At 77.2% G+C, this 22,421-nt stretch carries 19 protein-coding genes; 8 read left to right on the top strand and 11 right to left on the bottom strand.

All coding sequences use genetic code 11. The features are described from left to right. The first annotated feature begins 37 nt into the window (after positions 1 to 37). The 4 genes from ftsE (at position 38) to smpB (ending at position 3,557) form a co-directional block, all read left to right on the top strand. Positions 38 to 727 carry a cell division ATP-binding protein FtsE gene (gene ftsE / locus AC1050_RS05495; protein ID WP_454049333.1) on the top strand — a complete coding sequence of 230 codons (690 nt, stop codon included), beginning with the start codon at positions 38 to 40 and terminating at the stop codon, positions 725 to 727. A 12-nt stretch (positions 728 to 739) separates the two neighbouring features. After that, complete coding sequence (gene ftsX / locus AC1050_RS05490; RefSeq protein WP_482386352.1) at positions 740 to 1,657, top strand: permease-like cell division protein FtsX; 918 nt, start codon at positions 740 to 742, stop codon at positions 1,655 to 1,657. Position 1,658: 1 nt separating this feature from the next. Beyond that, entirely contained in the window at positions 1,659 to 3,005 is a 1,347-nt protein-coding gene (locus AC1050_RS05485; protein ID WP_482386351.1) for a peptidoglycan DD-metalloendopeptidase family protein, read from the top strand. 81 nt (positions 3,006 to 3,086) lie between these two features. Continuing rightward, entirely contained in the window at positions 3,087 to 3,557 is a 471-nt protein-coding gene (gene smpB, locus AC1050_RS05480) for an SsrA-binding protein SmpB (protein ID WP_147794009.1), read from the top strand. A gap of 113 nt (positions 3,558 to 3,670) precedes the next feature. On the opposite strand, the gene AC1050_RS05475 is transcribed toward smpB, so the two are convergent. After that, positions 3,671 to 5,758, bottom strand: coding sequence for a thioredoxin domain-containing protein (locus AC1050_RS05475; protein WP_482386350.1), 2,088 nt, complete (start codon positions 5,756 to 5,758; stop codon positions 3,671 to 3,673). 97 nt (positions 5,759 to 5,855) lie between these two features. Here AC1050_RS05475 and AC1050_RS05470 point away from each other — a divergent pair, with 97 nt between their 5' ends. Continuing rightward, positions 5,856 to 6,773: a glycosyltransferase family 2 protein gene (locus AC1050_RS05470; RefSeq protein WP_482386349.1), complete on the top strand. Its 918-nt coding sequence runs from the start codon at positions 5,856 to 5,858 to the stop codon at positions 6,771 to 6,773. After that, positions 6,770 to 7,732 carry a UDP-glucuronic acid decarboxylase family protein gene (locus AC1050_RS05465; protein WP_482386348.1) on the top strand — a complete coding sequence of 321 codons (963 nt, stop codon included), beginning with the start codon at positions 6,770 to 6,772 and terminating at the stop codon, positions 7,730 to 7,732. Before AC1050_RS05470 ends, AC1050_RS05465 begins: the two co-directional genes overlap by 4 nt. On the opposite strand, the gene AC1050_RS05460 is transcribed toward AC1050_RS05465, so the two are convergent. From AC1050_RS05460 to AC1050_RS05425, 8 genes are read right to left on the bottom strand one after another with little or no spacing between them, the layout of a single operon-like run. Then, a complete protein-coding gene (locus AC1050_RS05460) occupies positions 7,665 to 8,678 on the bottom strand; it encodes a glycosyltransferase family 9 protein (RefSeq protein WP_482386347.1) in 1,014 nt (337 codons plus the stop codon). The two genes, AC1050_RS05465 and AC1050_RS05460, sit on opposite strands and share 68 nt — an antisense overlap. Further along, positions 8,669 to 9,379: an SDR family oxidoreductase gene (locus AC1050_RS05455; protein WP_482386346.1), complete on the bottom strand. Its 711-nt coding sequence runs from the start codon at positions 9,377 to 9,379 to the stop codon at positions 8,669 to 8,671. The genes AC1050_RS05460 and AC1050_RS05455 overlap by 10 nt, the downstream gene beginning before the upstream one ends. Positions 9,380 to 9,390: 11 nt before the next feature. Beyond that, a complete protein-coding gene (locus tag AC1050_RS05450; protein WP_482386345.1) occupies positions 9,391 to 11,529 on the bottom strand; it encodes a PfkB family carbohydrate kinase in 2,139 nt (712 codons plus the stop codon). After that, positions 11,526 to 12,761 carry a glycosyltransferase gene (locus tag AC1050_RS05445; RefSeq protein ID WP_482386344.1) on the bottom strand — a complete coding sequence of 412 codons (1,236 nt, stop codon included), beginning with the start codon at positions 12,759 to 12,761 and terminating at the stop codon, positions 11,526 to 11,528. Before AC1050_RS05445 ends, AC1050_RS05450 begins: the two co-directional genes overlap by 4 nt. After that, positions 12,758 to 13,726 carry a glycosyltransferase gene (locus AC1050_RS05440; protein WP_482386343.1) on the bottom strand — a complete coding sequence of 323 codons (969 nt, stop codon included), beginning with the start codon at positions 13,724 to 13,726 and terminating at the stop codon, positions 12,758 to 12,760. Before AC1050_RS05440 ends, AC1050_RS05445 begins: the two co-directional genes overlap by 4 nt. Then, positions 13,723 to 14,745 carry a glycosyltransferase family 9 protein gene (locus AC1050_RS05435; RefSeq protein ID WP_482386342.1) on the bottom strand — a complete coding sequence of 341 codons (1,023 nt, stop codon included), beginning with the start codon at positions 14,743 to 14,745 and terminating at the stop codon, positions 13,723 to 13,725. Before AC1050_RS05435 ends, AC1050_RS05440 begins: the two co-directional genes overlap by 4 nt. Further along, positions 14,742 to 16,376 carry an HAD-IIIA family hydrolase gene (locus tag AC1050_RS05430; RefSeq protein ID WP_482386341.1) on the bottom strand — a complete coding sequence of 545 codons (1,635 nt, stop codon included), beginning with the start codon at positions 16,374 to 16,376 and terminating at the stop codon, positions 14,742 to 14,744. The genes AC1050_RS05435 and AC1050_RS05430 overlap by 4 nt, the downstream gene beginning before the upstream one ends. Continuing rightward, positions 16,373 to 18,037: a carbamoyltransferase family protein gene (locus AC1050_RS05425; protein ID WP_482386340.1), complete on the bottom strand. Its 1,665-nt coding sequence runs from the start codon at positions 18,035 to 18,037 to the stop codon at positions 16,373 to 16,375. The genes AC1050_RS05430 and AC1050_RS05425 overlap by 4 nt, the downstream gene beginning before the upstream one ends. 191 nt (positions 18,038 to 18,228) lie before the next feature. Here AC1050_RS05425 and AC1050_RS05420 point away from each other — a divergent pair, with 191 nt between their 5' ends. Next, positions 18,229 to 19,077, top strand: coding sequence for an alpha/beta fold hydrolase (locus AC1050_RS05420; RefSeq protein WP_482386339.1), 849 nt, complete (start codon positions 18,229 to 18,231; stop codon positions 19,075 to 19,077). After that, entirely contained in the window at positions 19,074 to 19,790 is a 717-nt protein-coding gene (locus AC1050_RS05415; protein WP_482386338.1) for an esterase/lipase family protein, read from the top strand. The genes AC1050_RS05420 and AC1050_RS05415 overlap by 4 nt, the downstream gene beginning before the upstream one ends. Before the next feature lie 37 nt (positions 19,791 to 19,827). Here AC1050_RS05415 and AC1050_RS05410 read toward each other — a convergent pair whose 3' ends face one another. Both AC1050_RS05410 and AC1050_RS05405 read right to left on the bottom strand, forming a co-directional pair. After that, positions 19,828 to 21,201, bottom strand: coding sequence for an NAD(P)/FAD-dependent oxidoreductase (locus tag AC1050_RS05410; RefSeq protein ID WP_482386337.1), 1,374 nt, complete (start codon positions 21,199 to 21,201; stop codon positions 19,828 to 19,830). A gap of 115 nt (positions 21,202 to 21,316) precedes the next feature. Then, on the bottom strand, positions 21,317 to 22,384 hold the full coding sequence (locus tag AC1050_RS05405) for an ATP-dependent DNA ligase (RefSeq protein WP_482386336.1): 1,068 nt from the start codon (positions 22,382 to 22,384) through the stop codon (positions 21,317 to 21,319). Positions 22,385 to 22,421: the final 37 nt, after the last annotated feature.

Below are 22,421 nucleotides of genomic sequence, written 5' to 3'. Positions count from 1 at the left end.
ACCCCTCCGTCCCCCGACCGCTGGCCGCCCTCAGCCTGTGATCAGATTCGAGAACGTCACCAAGGTCTACGCGCGCGGCGCCCGCCCCGCGCTGGACCACATCAGCCTGGACGTCGAGCGCGGCGAGTTCGTGTTCCTCGTCGGCGCGTCGGGGTCGGGCAAGTCGACCTTCCTGCGCCTGGCGCTGCGCGAGGAGCGGCCCTCGGCCGGCCGCGTGTTCGTCGCGGGCAAGGACCTGACCACGCTGTCGTCGTGGAAGGTCCCGCACCTGCGGCGCCAGATCGGCGCGGTGTTCCAGGACTTCCGGCTGCTGCAGAACAAGTCGGTGTTCGAGAACGTCGCGTTCGCGCTGCAGGTGATCGGCAAGCCGCGGCACCACATCCTCACGACGGTCCCGGACGTGCTCGAGATGGTCGGCCTGGCCGGCAAGGAGAAGCGCCGCCCGCACGAGCTGTCCGGCGGTGAGCAGCAGCGCGTCGCGATCGCGCGCGCGTTCGTCAACCGGCCGTCGATCCTGCTGGCCGACGAGCCCACCGGCAACCTCGACCCGACCACCTCCCTGGGGATCATGCGCCTGCTCGACCGGATCAACCGCACGGGGACGACGGTCGTGATGGCGACGCATGACGACGAGATCGTCGACCAGATGCGCAAGCGCGTGGTCGAGCTGTCCGGCGGCGAGATGGTGCGCGACCAGTCGCGCGGCGTCTACGGCTCGGACCGCTGAGGGGGCCGCGCGATGCGACTGCAGTTCATCCTCTCCGAGATCGGCATCGGCCTGCGCCGGAACCTGTCGATGACGGTCTCGGTCATCCTGGTGACCTTCGTGTCCCTGACGTTCGTCGGCGCGGCCGCCCTGCTGCAGATGCAGATCGGCAAGATGCAGGACGACTTCTACGACCGCGTCGAGGTCAGCGTCTACCTGTGCCCGGCGGGTATCTCGGCGGAGCCGACCTGCGCGGGCGGCGAGGTCACCGCCGAGCAGAAGCAGGCCATCCAGGACGCCCTGGACGCCCCGGACGTCGCGCCGTACATCGCCGACGTCTTCTCGGAGTCGAAGGAGCAGGCGTTCGAGACGTTCCAGCGGCAGTTCGAGGGCCAGTTCTGGGCCCAGGTCACCACGGTCGACGACATGAACGAGTCGCTGCGGATCAAGCTGACCGACCCGGAGAAGTACGAGGTCGTCGCCGACGTGCTGCAGGGGCGGCAGGGCGTCGAGCGGGTCCAGGACCAGCGCGAGCTGTACGACTCCCTGTTCCGGGTGCTCAACAGCGCGACGGTGCTGGCCCTGGGGCTGGCGGGCGTGATGCTGCTGGCCGCCGTGCTGCTGATCACCACGACGATCCGGCTGTCGGCGCTCAGCCGCAAGCGCGAGACCGGGATCATGCGGATGGTCGGCGCGTCCAACCTGTTCATCCAGCTGCCGTTCATGCTCGAGGGCGCGATCGCCGCCACCATCGGCGCGGTGCTGTCGGTCGTCGGGCTGTGGGCGGGCGTGAAGTACCTGGTCACCGACTGGCTCGGCGGCCAGATCGCCTGGATCCCGTACGTGACGACGCACGAGGTCTGGCAGGTGGCGCCGTTCCTGGTCGCCGCCGCCATCCTGCTCGCCGCGATCTCCTCGCTGGTGACCCTGAGCCGCTACACGAAGGTCTGACATGACGACGCCCCGTCCCCGCAGCGCGCAGCCGTCCCGCCGCACCCGGCTCCTCGCCGGGTCGCTCGCCGGCGTGCTCGCCGTCCTGGTCGGGCTCACCGCGGCGGGTCCCGCCGTCGGTGACGACCTGGACGACCGCCGGGCCGCGCTGGAGGCCCAGCAGTCGCAGCAGGAGCAGCAGCGGGCCGACGCCGAGGCGGCGCTGGAGGGGCTGAGCGCGCAGTTCCAGCAGACGGCGAACGACCTGCTGGCCGTGGAGCAGCAGCTCCCGGGCGCCCAGCAGGCGCTGAGCGCCGCCGAGGCCGCGCTGGCGGGCTTCGAGCGCGAGGCCGCGCTGATCGCGGACCGGCTGGCGGACGCGCAGGACCAGGAGACGACGATCTCCGCGACCATCGAGACGGACGACGCGCGCGGCGACGAGATCCGCGGCCAGATCGGCCAGATGGCGCGCGAGGCGTACCAGGGCGGGCCCGGACTGTCCGGGCTGAGCATCGTGGTCGACGCGGAGAGCGTCGAGGACTTCACCGAGCAGTACGGCCTGGCGAGCACGGCGCAGCGGGCGCAGAGCGCGGTGCTGGACGAGCTCGCGGGCCTGGAGGCGGCGAACCGGAACAGCCAGGCCCGGCTCACCGCCGTGCGCGAGCGGATCACCGAGCTCAAGGCCGAGGCCGACCAGAAGGTCGCCGAGGCCGAGCAGGCCCGTCAGGAGGCGGCCGACCGCAAGGCCGAGGTCGAGCGGCTGATCGCCGAGCAGGCCGCCAAGAAGCGGCAGCTCGAGGGCCAGAAGGCCGCGGCGCAGGCCGAGGTCGACAAGATCGACGCGGAGGCCGCGAAGGTCCGCGCCGCGCTCGAGGGCGTGGCCGCCGAGCAGCGCCAGCGGGCGGCGGCCGCGGCCGCGGCGGCGGGTCAGCCCGCGCCGGCGGCGGGGCCGGTCAGCGGCGCCGTGTTCGGCAACCCCACCTCGATCAACCCGATCCACGTCACCAGCGAGTACGGCATGCGGCTGCACCCGATCCTCGGGTACTACCGGCTACACGCCGGCATCGACCTGCGGACCTACTGCGGCACGCCGATCTACGCGGCCCGCGCGGGCACCGTCCAGTGGGCGCGGTGGCGCAACGGGTTCGGCAACCAGGTGATGGTCGACCACGGGCTGTACAACGGCAGCTCCCTGATGACGTCGTACAACCACATGACCAGCTTCGTCGTGGGCGGCGGCCAGCAGGTGTCGCAGGGCCAGCTGCTCGGCTACTCGGGCAACACCGGCACCTCGGCGGCCTGCCACCTGCACTTCGAGGTCTACGTGAACGGGGCCACCCAGAACCCGCGGCCGCTGCTCGGCCTGTAGCGGAATCCGGTGGGCGGCCGGGGCGCGGCCGGATAGGCTGCCGCGTCACCCCTTCCCGCACCACCTCAGGAGGACGCCTCAATGGCCAAGCAGAGCGGACGGTCGCTCGTCGCGTCCAACCGCAAGGCGCGCCACGACTACCTCATCGAGGACGTGTTCGAGGCCGGCGTCGTGCTGAGCGGCACCGAGGTCAAGGCGCTGCGCGCCGGCCGCGCGTCGCTGGTCGACGGCTGGTGCTCGGTCGACGGCGGCGAGGCGTGGCTCGAGGGCGTGCACATCCCGGAGTACTCGCAGGGCACGTGGACCAACCACGCGCCGCGGCGCAAGCGCAAGCTGCTGCTGCACCGCGAGGAGATCGACCGCCTCGAGGCGAAGACGCGCGAGAAGGGGCAGACGATCATCCCGCTGTCCCTGTACTTCCTGGACGGGCGCGCCAAGGTCGAGATCGCCCTGGCCCGCGGCAAGCGCGAGTACGACAAGCGCCAGGCGCTCCGCGAGCGGCAGGACAACCTCGAGGCCGTGCGGGCGATGCGGGAGAAGCGCGACCGCTGAGGCGCGACGCCCGTCCGCCGCGCGCCCGCGCGTCGCTCCCGCCGAGATGACAGCACTCGCCTGTGCGAGGCCCCGGCGGCACAGGCCGCAGGTGCCATCTCGGCGCCCCTCCCTCAGGCGAGCGCGGCGCGGAGGATCCCCGGGTCGGTCGTCGGACGCTCGCAGACGAACCCGCGGCAGACGTAGGCCGCCGCGCGGTCGCCGACCAGCGGGCGGTCCCGGAGCAGGCCCACCGCGTCCGGCTGGGCCGCGACCTCGTCGGGTTCGCCCTGCGCGAGCACCAGCCCGGGGGCGGCGGACCGGACGGCGGTCCGCACCAGCGCGACGCGCCCCGGGTCGTCGGCGCGGCCCAGCACGGCGACCTCCCGGGGACCGTCCAGCACGGCCTCGGCCGTCGCGAGCGCCCAGGCCACGGCGCGCGGGTGCCGGTGCGCGATCGACAGCGGCCCGGCGAGCGCCAGCTCCGCGACCTGGCGGTCGGTGGCCGACCCGGTGAGCGCGGCGCGCGCCAGCAGGGCGCCCGCCGCGGCCGACTGGCCGGCCGCCGACGGGCCGTCCGCGACGTCCGGCCGGGTGGCCAGCCGCGCGACCACGGGGTCCGTCTGGTCGTCGGCGGTGTCCCGGAACGCGTGGTCGGGCGCGCGGAACCGCGCCAGCACGGTGTCGAGCAGCGCCGAGGCCCGGGCCGACCAGTGCGGGTCGCCGGTGACGCCGGCGAGCACGAGCAGGCCCTCCGCCACGGCGGCGTAGTCGGTCAGCACGCCCGGGGCCGTGCCGACCGCGCCGTCCCGCGAGGTCCGGGCGAGCCGGAGCAGGCCGTCCCCGCCCGCGAGCAGGTGCACCTCGTCCAGCACGCGCGCGGCGTCGACCGCGGCCGCGACCCACTCCCGCCGCTCCAGCATCGCGCCGGCCTCGGCCAGCGCGGCGATCGCGAGCCCGTTCCAGGTGGCCACGACCTTGTCGTCCCGCGCGGGCTGCGGCCGCTGGTCCCGCGCGCGCAGCAGCGCCCGGCGGACGCGCTCGAACCGCATCTCGTCGTCGGGGTCGTCGCGGAGCTGCAGCACCGACGTGCCGGCCTCGAACGTGCCCGCCGCGGTCACGCCGAACAGCTCCGCCGCCCACGCGGCGTCCTGCTCGCCGAGCACCTCCACCAGCGTCGCCGGGGTCCACACGTACGTGGCGCCCTCGACGCCGGCGGTGTCCGCGTCCAGCGACGAGGCGAAGGCGCCCTCGGGGGTGCGCAGCTCGCGCAGCAGCCAGTCGGCCGTGCCCTCGACGACGTGCCGGGCCAGCTCCGAGCCCGTGCTCCGCCACCAGTGTGCGTACACGCGGAGCAGGATCGCGTTGTCCTCGAGCATCTTCTCGAAGTGCGGCACCGTCCAGGTGGCGTCCACCGCGTACCGGGCGAACCCGCCGCCCAGCTGGTCCGCCATCCCGCCCCGGGCCATCGCCTCCAGGGTGCCCTCCGCCATGGCGAGCGCCTGGGAGTCGCCGGTGCGCGCGTGCCGGCGCAGCAGCCACTCCAGGGTCGTGGACGGCGGGAACTTCGGGGCGCCGCCGAACCCGCCCCGCTCGGCGTCGTAGCTGCCGGCCAGCGCCTGCACGGCCAGGTCGGACACCTGGGCGACGGCGCCGAGGTCCAGCGCCGGGCCCTCCGGGGAAGGGACAGCGTCCGTCGAGCCCGGTGCGTCGGTCGTCGCGGTGCCGCCGCCGAGCGCCGTCAGCAGCTCGTCCGCCCCGGCCAGCACCTCGGCGCGGCGCTCGCGCCAGGCGCCCGACAGCGCGGCCAGCACCTGGCCGAACGACGGCCGGCCCGCGACCGGCACCGGCGGGAAGTACGTGCCGCAGAAGAACGGGTCGCCGTCGGGGGTGGCGAACACGGTCATCGGCCAGCCGCCCTGGCCGGTCATCGCCTGCGTCGCCGCCATGTACGCCGCGTCCAGGTCCGGCCGCTCCTCGCGGTCGACCTTGATGCTGACGAACCGGCTGTTCATCACGGCTGCGGTCTCCGGGTCCTCGAACGACTCGTGCGCCATCACGTGGCACCAGTGGCAGGCCGCGTAGCCGATCGAGACCAGCAGCGGCACGTCCCGGCGCCGGGCCTCCGCGAACGCCTTCTCGCCCCACTCGTACCAGTCCACCGGGTTCTCGGCGTGCTGGCGCAGGTACGGGCTGGTGCTGCGGGCGAGGCGGTTCGGCATGCTCCCACTGTCGCGCCGCGCCGGGGCGCGCGCACCCGCGGGCCGCACCGGACGCGCTCACCGCGCGACCGGTGCCCCGGCGCGGTAGACAGGCACGGTGACGGTTCCCGGTGGCACCCCGGTCGGGCCCCCGGTCGAGGACGCCCGGGTCACGGTGGTCGTCATGAGCCGCGACCGGCGCGACGAGCTGGTCGGGTCCCTGGGCCGGCACCGGGCGCCGGTGGTGCTGGTCGACAACGGCTCCACCGACGGCACCGCGGCCGCCGTGCGGGCCGCGCACCCGCACGTCGCGGTGGTCGAGGCGGGACGGAACCTCGGCGCCGCGGCGCGCACCCTGGGCGTGCGGCTGGCCCGGACGCCGTACGTGGCGTTCGCGGACGACGACTCCTGGTGGGCGCCGGGGTCGCTGACGACGGCGGCCGACGTGCTCGCGGCAGACCCCGAGGTCGCGGCGGTGCAGGCCCACGTGCTGGTGGGCCCGCAGGAGCTCCCCGACCCGTTCTGCGCCGTCCTCGCCGCGTCGCCGCTGCCCCGGCCGGCCCGGACGGACCTGCCGACGACGCTCGGGTTCATCGCCTGCGCCGCGATGGTGCGCCGGGACGCGTTCCTCGCCGCGGGCGGGTTCGACGACGTCGTGCGGTTCCCCGGCGAGGAGGAGCGGCTGGCGCTGGACCTCGCCGCCCGGGGCGACGCGATCGTGCACGAGCCGCGGGCCGTCGTGCACCACCACCCCTCGCCACGCCGGCACGCGCCGGAGCGGCGCGTGGCCGCCGTGACCCGCGCCCACCTGCTCACCAGCGTGCTGCGCCTGCCGTGGGGCGAGGTCGCCCGGGACGTGCGCACCGCCGCCGGGACACGGGCCGGGCGCCGGGGGATCCGCACCGCGCTGCCCGACCTGCCCCGGGCGCTGCGGCGACGGCGGGTGCTGCCGCCGCACGTGCTGCGGCTGCGGGCGCTGCTCGCCGCGGTGCCCGCCGGGCCCGGCGCCGCCACCGTCCGGGAGGAGCGCCGATGAGCAGCGCGCCCGCGTTCCGCCGCGCCGTCGTGACCGGCGGCGCCGGGTTCCTCGGCAGCCACCTGTGCACGGCCCTGCGCGCGGCCGGCACGGAGGTGGTGTGCCTGGACAGCTTCCTCACCGGCGAGCCCGCCAACGTCGCGCACCTCGCGGACGACCCGGGGTTCCGGCTGCTGCGGTGCGACCTGACCGACTACGTGCACGTGCCGGGCGACGTGGACCTGGTGCTGCACTTCGCGTCCCCGGCCTCGCCCGTCGACTACCTGCACCTGCCCATCCAGACGCTCAAGGTCGGCTCGCTCGGCACCTGGCACGCCCTGGGCCTGGCCAAGGACAAGGACGCGCGGTTCGTGCTGGCCTCGACCTCCGAGGTGTACGGCGACCCGCAGGTGCACCCGCAGCCGGAGACCTACTGGGGGCACGTCAACCCGATCGGGCCGCGCGGCGTCTACGACGAGTCGAAGCGGTACGCCGAGGCGCTGACCACCGCGTACCGCAGCGCCGAGGACGTGGACACCGCCATCGTGCGGATCTTCAACACCTACGGGCCGCGGATGCGACCGCACGACGGCCGCGCTATCCCGACGTTCATCCGGCAGGCACTGGCCGGGGAGCCGGTCACCGTCGCGGGCGACGGCAGCCAGACGCGGTCGGTCTGCTACGTCGACGACCTGGTGCGCGGGATCCTGGCGCTCGCGGCCTCCGGGCACCCCGGCCCGGTGAACATCGGCAACCCCACCGAGCTGTCCGTCCGGCAGATCGCCGAGGACGTGGTCGCCGCGACCGGGTCCCGCTCGCGCATCGAGCTGGTCGAGCGGCCGGTGGACGACCCGGAGGTCCGCCGGCCGGACACCACGCTGGCGGGGCGCGTGCTGGGGTGGGCGCCCGAGGTCACCTGGGCGACGGGTCTGGAGCGGACGGTCGCGTGGTTCGCCGGGGCGCTGCGGGCGCCGGCGTAGCGACGGCGACCAGCGCCCGCCCCACCGCGTCCCACGCCTGGTCGACGGTGATCCGGTCGAGCGCCGGGTCGACCTCGGTGCCGTGCGGGTCGCCGGCGTAGCCGGGGCCGCCGCGCCACAGCACCCGGTGCCGATCCGGGTCGATCCGCGGCCCCCAGCCGGCGGGCGGCGTGGGGCCGAACAGCAGCACGGAGGGCGTGCCGACGGCGGTCGCGAGGTGCGCCACGCCGGTGTCCCCGCACACCAGGAGCCGCGCCCCGGCGACGAGCGCCGCCAGCGCGTCCAGGTCCAGCGCGCCGGACAGGTCGCGCGCACCGGCGCCCGCCAGGTGCGCGACCCGGCCGGCCAGCGCGCGCTCGTCGGGCCCGCCGGTCACGGCGACGGCCCAGCCGGTGGTGGTCAGCCGGGCACCGAGGGCGCCCCAGCGGTCCGCCGGCCACCGGCGCGCGCCGGACGCCGCGCCCGGGTGCAGCAGCACGACCTCCCCGGCGCGCGGCGACCGTCGCAGATCAGGCACCTCGAGGCGCAGGTCGTCCGGCCCGCACGGGCCGCCGGCGCCGGACACGAGTCGGCACCACCGGTCGACCTCGTGCTCGTCCGGCCGGAAGCCCGGGCCGTCGCGCGCCCCGGGCCCGGCGAAGGCGACCAGCCGCCCGGGCCGGGTGGCCGTCAGCACCCGGTGGCTCTCGGGCCCGCGCCCGTGCAGGTTGACGGCGACGTGCCCGCCGCGGCCGGCGCCGCGCAGGGGCTCCAGGCCGCAGGCGGGCAGCACCGCGTCCACGACGCCCCGCCGGACGAGGAACCCGCCGACCGCCGGGGGAGCGGCGAGCACCAGCCGGCGGCCGGGCCAGGCCCGGCGGACGCCCCGGAGCGCGGCGACCCCGGTCAGCGCGTCGCCGAGGCCCAGCGCGCGCAGCACCAGGACGTCGTCCGGCCTCAGGGCCACGAGCTCTCGCCCGACGCCATGACGAGCAGCTCGCGGATCTCGCTGCCGACCGACTGGGTCAGGGCCGTGACGACGACGCCCGCGGTCGCGCGCGGGTCGTTGAGGTCCGCGTCCGGCCCGGGCCGGTACTGCTCGGCCCGCCCGTCGAAGAACGGGGTCCGCATGCCGCCCGGGATCAGCAGCGTGACGCCGACGCGCCCGGCGTACTCGGCGGCGAGCGCGTGGGTGAAGCCGCGGACGCCGAACTTCGACGCCGAGTACGCGGTGGCGTCCCCCATCCCGCGCAGCGAGAGCGTCGACCCGACGGTGACGACGGTGCCGCGCACCCGCTCCAGGTGGGGCAGCGCGGCCCGGACCACCGCGACCGTGCCGAACAGGTTGACCCGGACGACCTGCTCCCACGCCGCGGGGTCGATGTCGGTGAGCGCGCCGCACGCGTCGATGCCGGCGGCGGTGACGACGGCGGTGGGCGGGCCGACGGTCAGGGCCAGCTCCTCGACGGCGGCCGCGGCGGCGGCGGAGTCGCCCAGGTCGACCTGGACGGACGGGACGCCGGGGCGCGGCGTGGCGCGGTCCAGCACGGCGGGCTTGCCCCCGGCGGCCTCGACGGCGTCGACGACCGCGGCGCCCAGGCCGGAGGCCCCGCCGGTGACGAAGACGGTGCCGAGGTCGCGCGGGGCGGGCGGCGGGAGAGTGGTCACGGGGTGCTCCTTCACGTCGTGGTCCGCGCCCGGGCGGCGCCCGAGCGGTCGAGGAGGGCGCTGGTGGACCGGCCGTCCAGGAACGGCAGCAGGACGACCCGGCCGCCGTGGCCCTCGACGACGTCCGCCTCCGGCAGCCGGGTGCCGCCGTAGTCGCCGCCCTTCGCCCACACGTCGGGGCGCAGGCGGTCGAGCGCCGCCGCGGGGTCGTCCTCGTCGAACACGACGACCGCGTCCACGCAGTCGAGGGCCTCGAGGACCCGGGCGCGGTCCGGGGCGCCGACCACCGGGCGGTCCGGGCCCTTGAGCCGGCGGACCGACGCGTCGGAGTTCATCAGCACGACGAGCGCGTCGCCGAGCCGGCGGGCGGACTGCAGGGTGGCCACGTGCCCGGCGTGCACCAGGTCGAAGCAGCCGCCGGTGGCGACGAGCGTCCCGCCCCGCGTGCGCAGCCGGGCGGCGAGGTCCGCCAGCGGGTCGTCGCGGCCGGCCGGTGCGGGGGCGCCCACGGGGTCCGGGGGAGGGTCGCGCCGGACCCGGAAGCCCTCCGCCCCGCCCGCCGCGACCCACGCCGAGGCGTCGGCGACCGCGCCCGTCACGGCGCGCGACGGGACGGCTCCCCGGGCCAGGGCGACGGCGGCGGACGCGGCGAACCGGTCACCAGCGCCGCACGGGTCGCCGTGGGGCGCGGGTGGCGCGGGGACGAACACGGCGTCGCCGCCCGCGGCCAGGTACGCACCGCGCGCCCCCGCGGTCACCACGGCCGCGCCGACCCGCCAGGCGTCCCGCAGGTCGCGGGCCAGCGTCTCGGGCGGCGTGCCGGCCGGGACCTCGAGCGCACCGCCGGCCTCCGCGAGGTTGGGCGTGACGAGCGTGGTGCCGGGCAGCGGCCGGCCGCCGCGCGGGTGCGGGTCCCAGACCGTGCGGGTGCGACCGGCCGCCCCGGCGAGCAGGTCGCGCAGCCGGGGGTCCGTGGTGGTGCCGCCGCCGTAGTCCGACACCAGCACCGCGTCCGCGCCGGCCAGCGCCGTGCGCACGGCGGCGAGCAGGTCCGCCGGGACGACGCCCGGGCGCCCGGGACCGCCCTCGTCCAGCCGCACGAGGGACTGGCCGCCGCTGCGCACGCGGGTCTTGGTCCGGGTGCCCCCCACGTGCGGCAGGGCGACCAGCGCGACCTCCCCGGCCAGCAGGGCCCGGAGCCGGCGGCCGCCGTCGTCGTCGGCGACGGGGGCGACCAGCGTGACGTCGGCGCCGGACGCCGCGCACAGCAGCGCCGCGAGGCCGGCGCCGCCCGGGCTCTCCCGGACCGTCGCGACGTCGACCACGGGGGCGGGGGCGTCCGGGCACAACCGGTCGGTGCGGCCGTCGACGTCCCGGTCGAGCAGCACGTCGCCGACCACGACGACGTGCGGTCGCCGGGCCGGCGTCCGGTCGGGCCCCGGCACGCCCGCCGCTGCGGGCGCGGCCGGGGGGACGACGACCACCGGTGCCGGGGACCCGGCCGCCGGGACCGTCCCGGCCGCCGTTGTCCCGACCGCCGATGTCCCGGCCGCCGGGGGAGCGGCCGCCACCCGGGCGTCGAACGCCGCGCACAGCGCGTGCACCGCCACGAGGTGCACCGCCTGGACGCCCGCCGTCGACGGCGCCGGCACGCACAGGGCCTCGTCGGCCAGCGCGGCGAGGGGGTTGGGCGCGGGGCCGGTCAGGGCCCACACCGTCAGCCCGAGCGCCCGCCCCCGCTCGGCGGCGCGCAGCACGTTGGGGCTCGTCCCCGAGGTGGACAGCAGGACCAGCACGTCGCCCGGCCGGCCGTGCGCCTGCACCTGCCGCGCGAACATCTCCTCCGCGCCGTAGTCGTTGACCAGCGCGGTGACGCTCGACGTCTCGGCCGTCAGCGCCAGCGCCGAGAACGGCGGCCGCTCGTGCGTGAACCGCCCGACCAGCTCCGAGGTGAGGTGCTGCGCCTCGGCCGCGCTGCCGCCGTTGCCCGCCGCGAGCAGCCGGCCGCCGCCGCCGAGCACCCCGGCCAGCGTGGCGCCCCAGCGGTCCACCCGGGCGGAGTCCGCACCGAGCGCGTCGAGGGCGGCGCGCACCTCCCGCAGGTGGCCGCCGAGCCAGCTCCTGGCCGGCGGCCGGGCCGGTGCCGTCATCCGACGCTCACCGCCTCCGCGGTCCCGCGGCCGGCTGCCGGGTCCAGGAGCGTGGCGTAGACCGCGGCGGTCTGCACGGCGACGCGGTCCCAGGCGTACCGGTGCACGGCGGCCCGTCGCGCCGCCCGCCCGTAGGCCGCCCTGCGCCCGTCGTCGTCGAGCAGCGCGCGCAGGGCCGCCGCCAGCGCGGCCGGGTCCCGGGGCGGCACGAGGGTGCCGGTGACCCCGTCCTGCACGGTGTCGAGCAGGCCGCCCACCGCGCTGCCCACGACCGGCACGCCGCACGCCGCGGCCTCGACCGGGACGATGCCGAACGGCTCGTACCAGGGGGTCGCGACGACCACGTCGGCAGAACGCAGCAGCGCCGGGACGTCCACGTGCCGGACGCCGCCGAGCAGGCGCACCCGGTCGCCGACGCCGGCCTCGCGCGCGACGTCGAGCAGCCGCCGGGCCTCGGGGTCGTCGCGGAGCCGGTCGCGGGGCGGGCCGCCCGCCACCCGCAGGTCCGCACCGGGCACGTCCGCCAGGGCCCGGACGACGGTGTCGACGCCCTTGCGCTCGACCAGCCGCCCGATGACCACGAGGCGCCGGCCCGCGCCGCCCGCACGGCCCACGCCGGAACCGCGGGCGGGCGTGAAGCGGTCCACGTCCACGCCGCACGGCACGACCCGGGTGCGCTCGGCCGGCAGTCCCAGCCGGCCGAGCTCGGCGACCTCGTCCGAGCAGGTCGCGATCACCAGGTCGGCGCGCCGCGCGACGACCGTCTCGGCGCGCACGCGGCCCGGCGGGCTGGTGTCGGCCGCGCCCTGGTACCGGCGCTTGACGGAGCCCAGCGCGTGGAACGTCTGCACGACCGGCACGTCCAGCGGCGCCGCCGCCTGCAGCGCCGCGAGCCCGGACATCCAGAAGTGCGCGTGCACCACGTCGGGCGGCGTCGTGCGCTCCCAGCGGTCGGCCAGCCAGCGGCCCAGGTCGCCCATCCAGGGGAGCAGGTCGTCCTTCGGGACCGGTGCGGCGGGTCCGGCCGGCACGTGCACCACCTGCACGCCGGGTGCGAGGGGGACCTCCTCCGGCAGGCCGGGGTCGTCGCGGCGGGTGTACACCTCCACCGCGTGGCCGAGCCGTGCCAGCTCGGTGGCCAGCGCGGCGACGTGCACGTTCTGCCCGCCGGCGTCGACGCCGCCGAGCACGGCGAGCGGGCTGGCGTGCTCCGAGACCATCGCGATCCTCATCGGGTCACCTCCGTCAGCAGGCGGGTCCAGTCGGCGCGGAACCGGTCCATGCCGAACCGTCGCAGGGCGTGCTCCCGGGCGGCGGCGCCGCGCTCGCGGGCCTCGTCCGGGTCGGCGAGCCAGCGCCGCGCGGCCGCGACGAGCCGCCCGGGGTCGGACGACACGACGCCCGCCGCGGGCGGCACGGCCTCCGGGGCGGCCGTCGTCGCCAGGGCCAGCACGGGCATGCCGATCGTCATCGCCTCGACCAGCGCCAGCCCCAGGCTGGTCCACCGGTACGGGTGCAGGTAGGCGCGGGCCTGCCCGAGCCGCGGGTGCAGCTCCGCCTGCCGGACGTCCTCGTGCAGGTGCGCGGCCAGGTCCGAGCGGTCGGCGGACCGCTCGGCGAGGGCGGCCGTGCCCGCGCCGTAGACCTCGACGGGCACCCGGGCGGCGACGTCGAGCAGCACGTCCGTCCCGGCGACCCGCCACCGGCGCACCGGCTCGTTGACCACCGCCGCGACCCGCGCGCGCTCGCCGGTGTAGAGGTGCCCGGGGTCCGGGACCGCGTGCTCAACGACCGCCGTCGGCGCCGACCCGTTGTCCCACACCAGGGCGTTGAACGCCGTGACGTGCACCAGCAGGACGTCGTCGCGGTCGGCCAGCGGGTGCCGGGTGGCGACCGCCGGTCCCGCCGGGGTGTTGTGCTCGACGTACACCGCCGGCACGTCGACGCCCGCGCGCAGCCCGGTCCACGCGCGCAGCAGGTCCAGCTCGTGCGGGCGCTGCAGCACGACGACGTCGACCGGCTCGTCCCGCAGCGCCTCGACCGGGACCTCGCGGGCCCGGGCGGGCCAGTCCCAGGTGCGTGCGCGGCCCAGCCCGTCCCGGGAGCGCGTCGCATCGACGGGGATGACGCAGTCGTGGTCGCCCTGGACGAACGACGTCATCCAGGACCCGTGCACGTGCCAGGCGAGCACCTTCACGCCGGCACCCCCGCCCGGGCGGCGAGCAGGCCCACGGCGTCGACCACGGCGGCGGGCTCGACGGACGCCAGGCACGGGTGGCCGGGCACGGGGCACGCGCGTGCCCGGGTGCCGGCGCACGCGACCCGCTGGTCGCCGAGCAGCACGGCCGGCACGCCGTACGGTGCCCACCGGTCGGCCGGCACCACCGGCGCGAACAGCGAGACCACGGGCGTGCGGACGGCCGCGGCGAGGTGCGCGGGCCCGGTGTTGCCGACCACGACCGCGGCGGCCCCGGCGAGCACCGCCGCCAGCGCCGGCAGGTCCGTGCGGCCGCCGAGGTCCGTGACGCCCCGCCGTCCGGCGGCGACCCGGGCGGTGAGCGCGCGCTCGGACGGGCCGCCGGTGACCAGCACCGCCCAGCCCGCGGCGGCCAGCGCGGCGGCGTACGCGCCCGCGTCGTCGGGCCGCGGGGCGCGCGCCGGGACGGACGCGCCGGGGTGCAGCACGACGTAGGGCCGGTCGGGGACCAGGTGCGCGACGTCGGGCAGCGGCTCGCGGACCGCGAGCCCGCCGTCGTCCCCGGGCACCAGGTGGCCGCCCGCCGCGTGCGCGAGGTCCAGCGCCGCCCGCACCTCGTGCAGCCCGTCCGCGCGGCGGTGCCGGACGTCGAGCAGCGACCCGGGGTAGTCCTCGCTGGTCGCGGCGACGAACCCCACGCCACCCAGGCGCAGCAGCACCGCCATGGGCAGCGGGCTCTGGTGGTCCGAGGTGAACACGACCGCGCGGGCGTACCGGCCGGACAGCGCACCCACGACCCGCGCGACCTCGCCCGGGTCGAACGGGGCGGGGCGGTACCCCGTCCACGGGGCGGCGAACGTGCGCACCTCCTCGACGCCCGGCAGCAGCGTCGCGGCGTGCGCGCCCTGCGGGGAGGCGAGCACGTCGACCGGGCCGAGCACCCCGAGCGCCCGGATCGCCGGCCCCGTCAGGAGGACGTCGCCGTCGCTGTCCAGCCGGACGGCCAGGACCCGGCTCACGCGGCGGCCCCGGTGGTGCCGGCGGCCCGGGCCGGCCCGGCGGCCCCCGTGCCGAGGGCGGCGGGCGCGCGCCGAGCCGATGGCGGCACCAGGACGCCCGGCACCAGCCGCGCCACGGCCGACCGCAGGTCCGGGGCGACGTCCGCCGCGGCGGCGACCTCCTCGGGCCGGGTCGCCGGGGTGGGGACCAGGACGGCACGCGCACCCGCGGCCACGGCGGCCCCGACGTCGGCGCCGATGTCGCCCACCACCGCGCAGGCGGCCGGTGGCACGCCGATCGCCCGGGCGGCGGCCAGCACCATGCCGGGCGCGGGCTTGCGGCAGCCGCAGCCGTCGCCGGGACCGTGCGGGCAGACCTGCACGGAGTCGAACGGGCCGAGCAGCTCCGCGACGCGCGCGTCCACCGCGTCGACCTGGGTGCGGTCCAGCAGCCCGCGCGCGACCCCGGACTGGTTGGACACCACCCCGACGGCGACCCCCGCCGCGCGGAGCGCGTCGAGCACCTCGCGGGCACCGGCGACGGGGCGCACCCGGTCGGCGTCGCCGTTGTACGGCACGTCGTGCACGAGCGTGCCGTCCCGGTCGAACAGCACGGCCCGCACGGGCAGCGGCCACGGGTCCGGTGGCCGCCGGTGCGCCACGGCGCCGCGGACCCGGTGCCGCACCGCCGCGAACGGGATGACGGCGCTGGTCCAGGCCATCCGGCGCCACTCGGCGGCCCCGTCCGGCTGCCACGGCCGCGGGCCCGGGGCGAGGCGCCGCCACGCGAAGTCGGCGGTGAGCACGAGCCACGCGGCACCGGCGACCGCTGCCGCGCCCGGGCGCCGGGCCACGAGCGCGCCGGCGGCGACCGCGGCGGCGGCCACGGTGGCCACGTGCCAGCGGAACCGCCCGCGCCCGGTCTCGGCGAGCGCGCGCCAGGACGGGCCGTGCAGCGCCCGCATGAGCGCGTCGTCCGCCGCGCCGGCCTGCACGCGGACGCTCACCCGGTCGTCGGCGGGCCGCACGGGGTGCGTGGTGCCGCGGGAGCCCCGGGTCAGCCGCCAGCCCGCCAGCCGCAGCCGCAGCGCGAGGTCGGCGTCCTCCCGGTAGGCCCGCGGGAACCGCTCGTCGAAGCCGGCCAGCTGTTCCAGGGCCTCCCGGCGGAACGCCATGTCGGCCGTGGCCCAGCGCGCGTGCTCGAGGCCCGCGGTGCTGCGCTCCCGGTCGAGCGGCGGCCGGTGCGACGGCAGCGGCACGTGCAGCCGCGCCTGGGTCGCCGCCACGTCGGGCGCGCACGCGGCCAGATCGGCGGCCAGCGCGTCGGCCCAGCCGTCGGGCAGCACGACGTCGTCGTCGAGGAACGCGACCCACGTGGAGCGCGCGGGGGTGCTCCGCCAGCCGGCGTTCCGCGCCGCCGCCGGGCCGCGCCCGCCGGTGCGGACCACGGTCACGGGCGCGGGCAGACGCAGCCCGTCCAGGTCCAGCGGGACCGTCGTCGTCAGCGGCCGGTCGTCCGCGACCACCAGGGCGTCGGGCGCCGGCAGCGCGTCGAACCGCTGCGCCGCGAGGGAGACGAGCAGGGCGCGCAGCTGCGGCCGGCCGATCGTCGGGACGACGACGGACCACCCCGGCGCCGGCGCCGTCGTCACCCGGGCACCCCGGCCGCGAACAGGTCCCCGCGCCGCACCAGGTGCGGGCCGAGCACCAGCAGGTCCACCGGCGCGGAGCCGAAGAGCTCGAGGGCGTCGCGCGGGTCGTCCACCATCGGGCGGCCGGCGGTGTTGAGGCTCGTGTTGATCACCACCGGCAGCCCGGTGCGGTCCCGGAACGCCGCGATCGCGGCCGCCAGCCGCGGCTGGGTCGCCGGGTCGACCGTCTGGATCCGCGCGGTGCCGTCGACGTGCACGGCGGCCGGGATCCGGTCGCGCCAGGTCTCGGCGACCGTGTGCGTGAACAGCATGTACGGGCTGGGGACCGGCCCGTCCGAGAAGATCTCCGCCGCCTGGTCCAGCAGCACCATCGGCGCGACCGGCCGGAACTGCTCGCGGCCCTTCACGTCGTTCAGCCGCTCCAGGTTCTCCGCGTGCCCGGGGTGCGCCAGCAGGGAGCGCTGACCGAGCGCCCGCGGCCCGTACTCGCTGCGGCCGTCGAACCACGCCACCACGCCGTCGTCCGCGAGCACCCGGCCCACCTCGTCCGCGAACGCCGCCGCGGTCGGCGGCGTGCGGAACGGCACCCGCGCGAGCCGCAGCCGGCCGGCGATCTCGTCGTCGGTCCACGAGCGGCCGAGCGCCGCGGACGGCATCGGCACGACGGCGTCGCCCTCGTCGGCCGCGACCTGCAGCGCCGCGCCGAGCGCCGTGCCGGCGTCGCCGGCCGCGGGCTGCACCCACACCTCCTCGAAGCCCGCCTCGCGCCAGACGCGGGAGTTGGCGACGCAGTTCAGCGCGGTGCCGCCGGCCATCGTCAGCACCCGGTCGCCGGTGCGCTCGTGCAGCCAGCGCGCGAGCTCGACGAGCACCTCCTCCAGCCGGGCCTGCAGCGAGCACGCGAGGTCGGCGTGGTCGCCGCCCCAGGTGCCGTCGTCCACCCGCGGCGGTGCCCAGCGGGTCCAGTCGGGGGCCTCCGCGACGAACCCGCCGTCGCCCGTGGTGCGCACGACCTCGCGGAGGTCCGCCAGGAACCGCGGCTCGCCGTAGGACGCGAGCGCCATCACCTTGAACTCGTCGCTCGACCGCAGGAACCCGAGGTGCTCGGTCAGCGACTCGTAGACCAGGCCCAGCGAGTGCGGCAGCTCCTGGCTGGCCAGCACCTCCAGCCGCCCGTCGGTGTACCGGCCGGCCAGGTGCGAGGCGCGCTCGCCGCGGCCGTCCAGGACCAGCACGCTGCTGGCGCGGTGCGGCGAGGCCAGCGCGGCGGACGCGGCGTGCGCGACGTGGTGCGGCACGTACCGGACCCGGGACCGGTCGAGCCCCGGCAGGGCGGTGGCCAGGAAGCCCGGCGCCTTCTCCGCGTACATCAGCCGCAGGTGGTCCCACGGGTCGTCCAGGCCGAGCTCCTCGGCCGGCTTCGACAGCGCCGGGTCGAACGAGTAGGCCACCGCGTCCAGGTCGGCCGGGCGCAGACCGCCGGCGTCGAGGCACCAGCGCATCGCCGCCTCCGGCAGCTCCCACGCCGCGAACGGGACGGGGCGCTTGCCGTGCTTGCGGCGGCTGAACCGCTCCTCCTCCGCGGCGGCGACGACCTGGCCGTCGACGACGAGGGCGGCGGCGGGGTCGTGGTAGATCGCGTTCACGCCGAGGACGCGCATGAGTGGCCGACCTTCCCCGAGTCGTCCAGAGTCGAGGTGCTCGACGGACGAGGGACGGGCCGAGCCCGTGTCCGGACCCGCGTGCTGCTCCACCGCCACTGTGCTCGGGTGGAGCACGGTTCGCATCTTGAACCGTGCTTCCGGTTCGTCCCGGTTTCACCCGACCTCCCGCCCGCTCCCCAGGAGAGCCGATGACCCTGACGCCCGTGACGCCGCCCGAGCAGGTCCCCGCCCGCGGCGGTCCGGCGTCCGGCGGCGGGCGCGCCGCGCCCGGGCGGTGGCTCGCCCGCACGATCGGCGGCGGCCGGCCGCGGGGGCTCGACCCGGACGCCGGTGTCGTGGTCACGGACGTGGGGCCCGCCGACGCCCCGGTCGTGGTGCTGGTGCACGGCATCGGGACCTCGGAGCGGTACTTCCGCGCGCTGACCGGCGAGCTCGCCCGGGACCACCGGGTGCTCGTCCCGGACCTGCCGGGCTTCGGTCGCAGCGCCCGCCCGCGCCGGGTGCCGGCCGTCGAGGACCTGGCCGACGTGGTGCTCGCCGTGCTGCGGCACCGCGGCCTGGACCGTGCCGTGCTGGTGGGGCACTCGATGGGCGCGCAGGTCGTGGCGGAGGCGATGCTGCGGGCGCCCGACGTCGTGGAGCGGGTGCTGCTGATCGGCACCGTCGTCGACCGCGACGCGCCGGGCGTGCTGCACCAGGGCCTGCGGCTCGCGAAGGACGGCCTGCACGAGCCGCTCGGCGTCAACGCGGTGGTCGCCAGCGACTACGTCCGCACCGGCCCCGTCTGGTACTCCGCGGTCCTGCCGCACATGTTCGCCTACGACACCGAGGCGGCCGTGGCGCGCCTGCCCGGGCCGGCGCTCCTGGTCCGCGGCGAGCGCGACCCGGTGTCGTCCCGCCCGTGGAACCGTCGGCTGGCCGCGCTGGCCCCGCGCGGTGCCGTCCGCGAGGTCCCGCGCGCCGGGCACGTGGCGATGGCCACGCACGCGCCGCTGGTGGCCCGCTGGGTGCGGGACGGCGTGGGGGAGCACGCGTGACGGCCGGGACGCGGCTGCGCCGCGCGGTCTGGTGGGCCGCCGACTACCTCTACGCCGCGGAGCGCCAGGTGCGGGGCCTGCTGTCCCGGACCACGCCGGACAGCTACACCCGACCCGACCCGGCACGGCGCCCGCCGGTCCTGCTGCTGCCCGGGGTCTGGGAGACCTGGCGGTTCCTCGAGCCGCTGGCGCGCGCGCTGCACGCCCACGGGCACCCGGTGCACGTGGTGGCGCCGTTCGGCCTGAACCGCGGCAGCGTCCCGGACATGGCCGAGCTCGCCGCCACCTACCTGCGCGAGGCTGGCCTGCGGGACGCGGTGATCGTCGCGCACTCCAAGGGCGGGCTGATCGGCAAGTCCGTCATGGGCCGGGCCGACGTGGGCGACCGGGTGCTGGGCATGGTCGCGGTGAACACGCCCTTCTCGGGCTCGCCGTACGCGCGGTGGCTCCCGGTGCGCTCGGTGCGGGCGTTCCTGCCCGACGACGAGGTGCTCACGGCGCTCGCGGCCCAGCGCGCCGAGCACGGGCGGATCGTGTCCGTGGCCACCTGCTTCGACCCGCACATCCCGGACGGCAGCGAGCTGCCCGGGGCGCGGTTCGTCCGCCTGGCGACGCCCGGGCACTTCCGCTCGCTCACCGACCCCGCGCTGCTGCCGCTGCTGCTGGCGGAGCTGGACCGGTTCCGGGTGACCGCGCCCCCGCCCGCCGGCTGACCCGGCGGCGGGCGCGCACCCGTCCGGGGCGCGCGGCTCAGTCGCCGAGCACCGAGCGCGTAGGCACCGTGGGCTTGTCCACACCGCGGCTGCGCAGCGCGCCGCGGCCGACCACCTGCTGCCAGGTCGCCGTGCGCTCCGAGCGGCCGCGGCCGATGAAGCTCACCGCCCAGTGCAGCAGCGTCGTGATCCGGTTCTTGAACCCGACCAGGTACACCAGGTGCACCCCGAGCCAGAGCAGCCAGGCGAAGAACCCCGCGGTCTGCACCGGGCCGATCTTGGCGACCGCCTGGAACCGGGACACGGTCGCCAGGCTGCCCTTGTCCTTGTACCGGAACGGTCCGGCGCTCGGCTCGCCCTGCACCTGGCGGACGATCTCCTGCGCGGCGTACCGCCCGGTCTGCATCGCGGCGGGCGCGACGCCGGGGACGCCCTTGCGGGACGCCATGTCGCCGACGACGAACACCTCGGGGTGCCCGGGCAGCGAGCCGTTCGGCTCCACCGTGACGCGGCCCGCGCGGTCCACCTCGGCGCCGGTCTGCTCCCCGAGCTGCCGGCCGAGCGGCGACGCCTGCACGCCGGCGGCCCAGACCTTGGTCTGCGCCGGGATCGTGGTGCGGCGGCCGTCCCCGTCCTCCACCGTGACGGACTCCGCGTCGACGTCGACCACCTTGTGCCCCATCAGCAGCTCGACGCCGAGGCCCTCGAGCGTCCGGGCGGCCGCGGCCTGCAGCTTCTCGGGGTTGCCCGGCAGCACCGTCGGGACGGGGTCGACCAGCAGGATGCGGGCCTTCGTCGTGTCGAGGCTGCGGAACGACCCGCGCAGCGACCGGTGCGCCAGCTCGGCGAGCTGGCCCGCCATCTCGACCCCGGTGGGTCCGGCGCCGACGACGACGAACGTCGTGAGCCGCGCGCGCTCCTCGGGGTCCGTGGTCAGCTCGGCGACCTCGAACGACCCGAACACACGGCCCCGGATCTCCAGGGCGTCGTCGATGCTCTTCAGGCCCGGGGCGAAGTCGGCGAACTGGTCGTTGCCGAAGTACGACTGCCCGGAGCCGGCCGCGACGATCAGGCTGTCGTAGGGCGTGCGGGTCTCGCCGATCGGAGACGACGACACGACCTCGCGCCGCTCCAGGTCGATCGACGTGACGACGCCCAGCAGCACCCGGGCGTTGCGCTGGCTCCGCAGCACGTCGCGCGTGGCGGGGGAGATCTCGCCCACGGACAGCACGCCCGTCGCCACCTGGTAGAGCAGCGGCTGGAACAGGTGCGTCGCGGTGCCGTCGATGACGGTGACCCGGACGGGCGCGTCGGCGAGGGCCTTCGTGGCGAACAGCCCGCCGAAGCCGGAGCCGATCACCACCACGTCGTGCGGCTTGCCGGGCGTGCGCGAGGGGACGGAGGCGCTCATGGGGGTCCTTCCGCGGGACGGTCGAGGTACCCGATCGACACTACGAGCGGGTCCCGCCGAGCGCGCGGCGAGCGGGGCGCCCGCGGCGGGCGGGGCGCCCGCGGCGGGCGGGCGGTCAGGTCCGCGGTGCCAGGATCTCCGAGAGCCGGAAGCCCACCGGCTCCTCCAGCTGGGCGTAGGTGCACGTCGCCGGGTCGCGGTCCGGACGCCACCGCTTGAACTGGGCGGTGTGCCGGAACCGGTCGCCCTCCATGTGGTCGTACCCGACCTCGACGACCAGCTCCGGCCGCAGGGGGACGAACGACAGGTCCTTGGACGCGTTCCACCGGCTGACCGCGCCGGGCATCCGCTTGTCGCCGTGCGCCGACTGGTCCGCCCAGTCGCCCCACGGGTGCTGCGACAGGTCCTCGGCCCGCAGCGGCGCCAGCTCGTCGACGAGGGTCTTGCGGCGCGCCATCGGGAACGAGGCCGCGACGCCGACGTGCTGCAGCCGCCCGTCGTCGGTCCACAGGCCGAGCAGCAGGGAGCCGACGACGCCACCGGTCTTGTGCCAGCGGAACCCGGCGACCACGCAGTCGGCGGTGCGGGTGTGCTTGACCTTGAACATCGCGCGCTTGTCCGGCTGGTAGACGCCGTCCAGCGGCTTGGCGACGACCCCGTCGAGCCCCGCGCCCTCGAACTGCGTGAACCACTGCCGCGCCAGCTCCAGGTCGCCGGTGGCCGGGGTGACGTGGATCGGCCCCGCGGCGTCGCCCAGCGCGTCCAGCAGGCGCGCGCGCCGGTCGCGCAGCGGCGTGCGCATGAGGTCGTCGTCCCCGAGCGCCAGCGCGTCGAACGCCACGAACGACGCCGGCGTCTGCCCGGCGAGCAGCCGGACGCGGCTCTCGGCCGGGTGGATCCGCTGCTGCAGCGCGTCGAAGTCCAGGCGGTCGCCGGCGACCACGACGATCTCGCCGTCCAGCACGCACCGCTCCGGGGTGTGCGCCTTGATCGACTCGACCAGCTCGGGGAAGTACCGGGTCATCGGCTTCTCGTTCCGGCTGCCCAGCACCACCTCGTCGCCGTCGCGGAACACGATGGTGCGGAACCCGTCCCACTTCGGCTCGGTGTGCCCGAGGTCGGGGATCTCGGGGACGGCCTTGGCCAGCATGGGCGACACGGGCGGCATCACGGGCAGGTCCATCCGCCCATCCTGCTGGTCGGGGGCGCGCGCGGCCAGG

Source organism: Cellulomonas sp. NEAU-ZC6 (genome assembly GCF_056844425.1).
The sequence above is the reverse complement of the archived record's forward strand: the minus strand, read 5'-3'. Positions and strand labels throughout refer to the sequence as shown.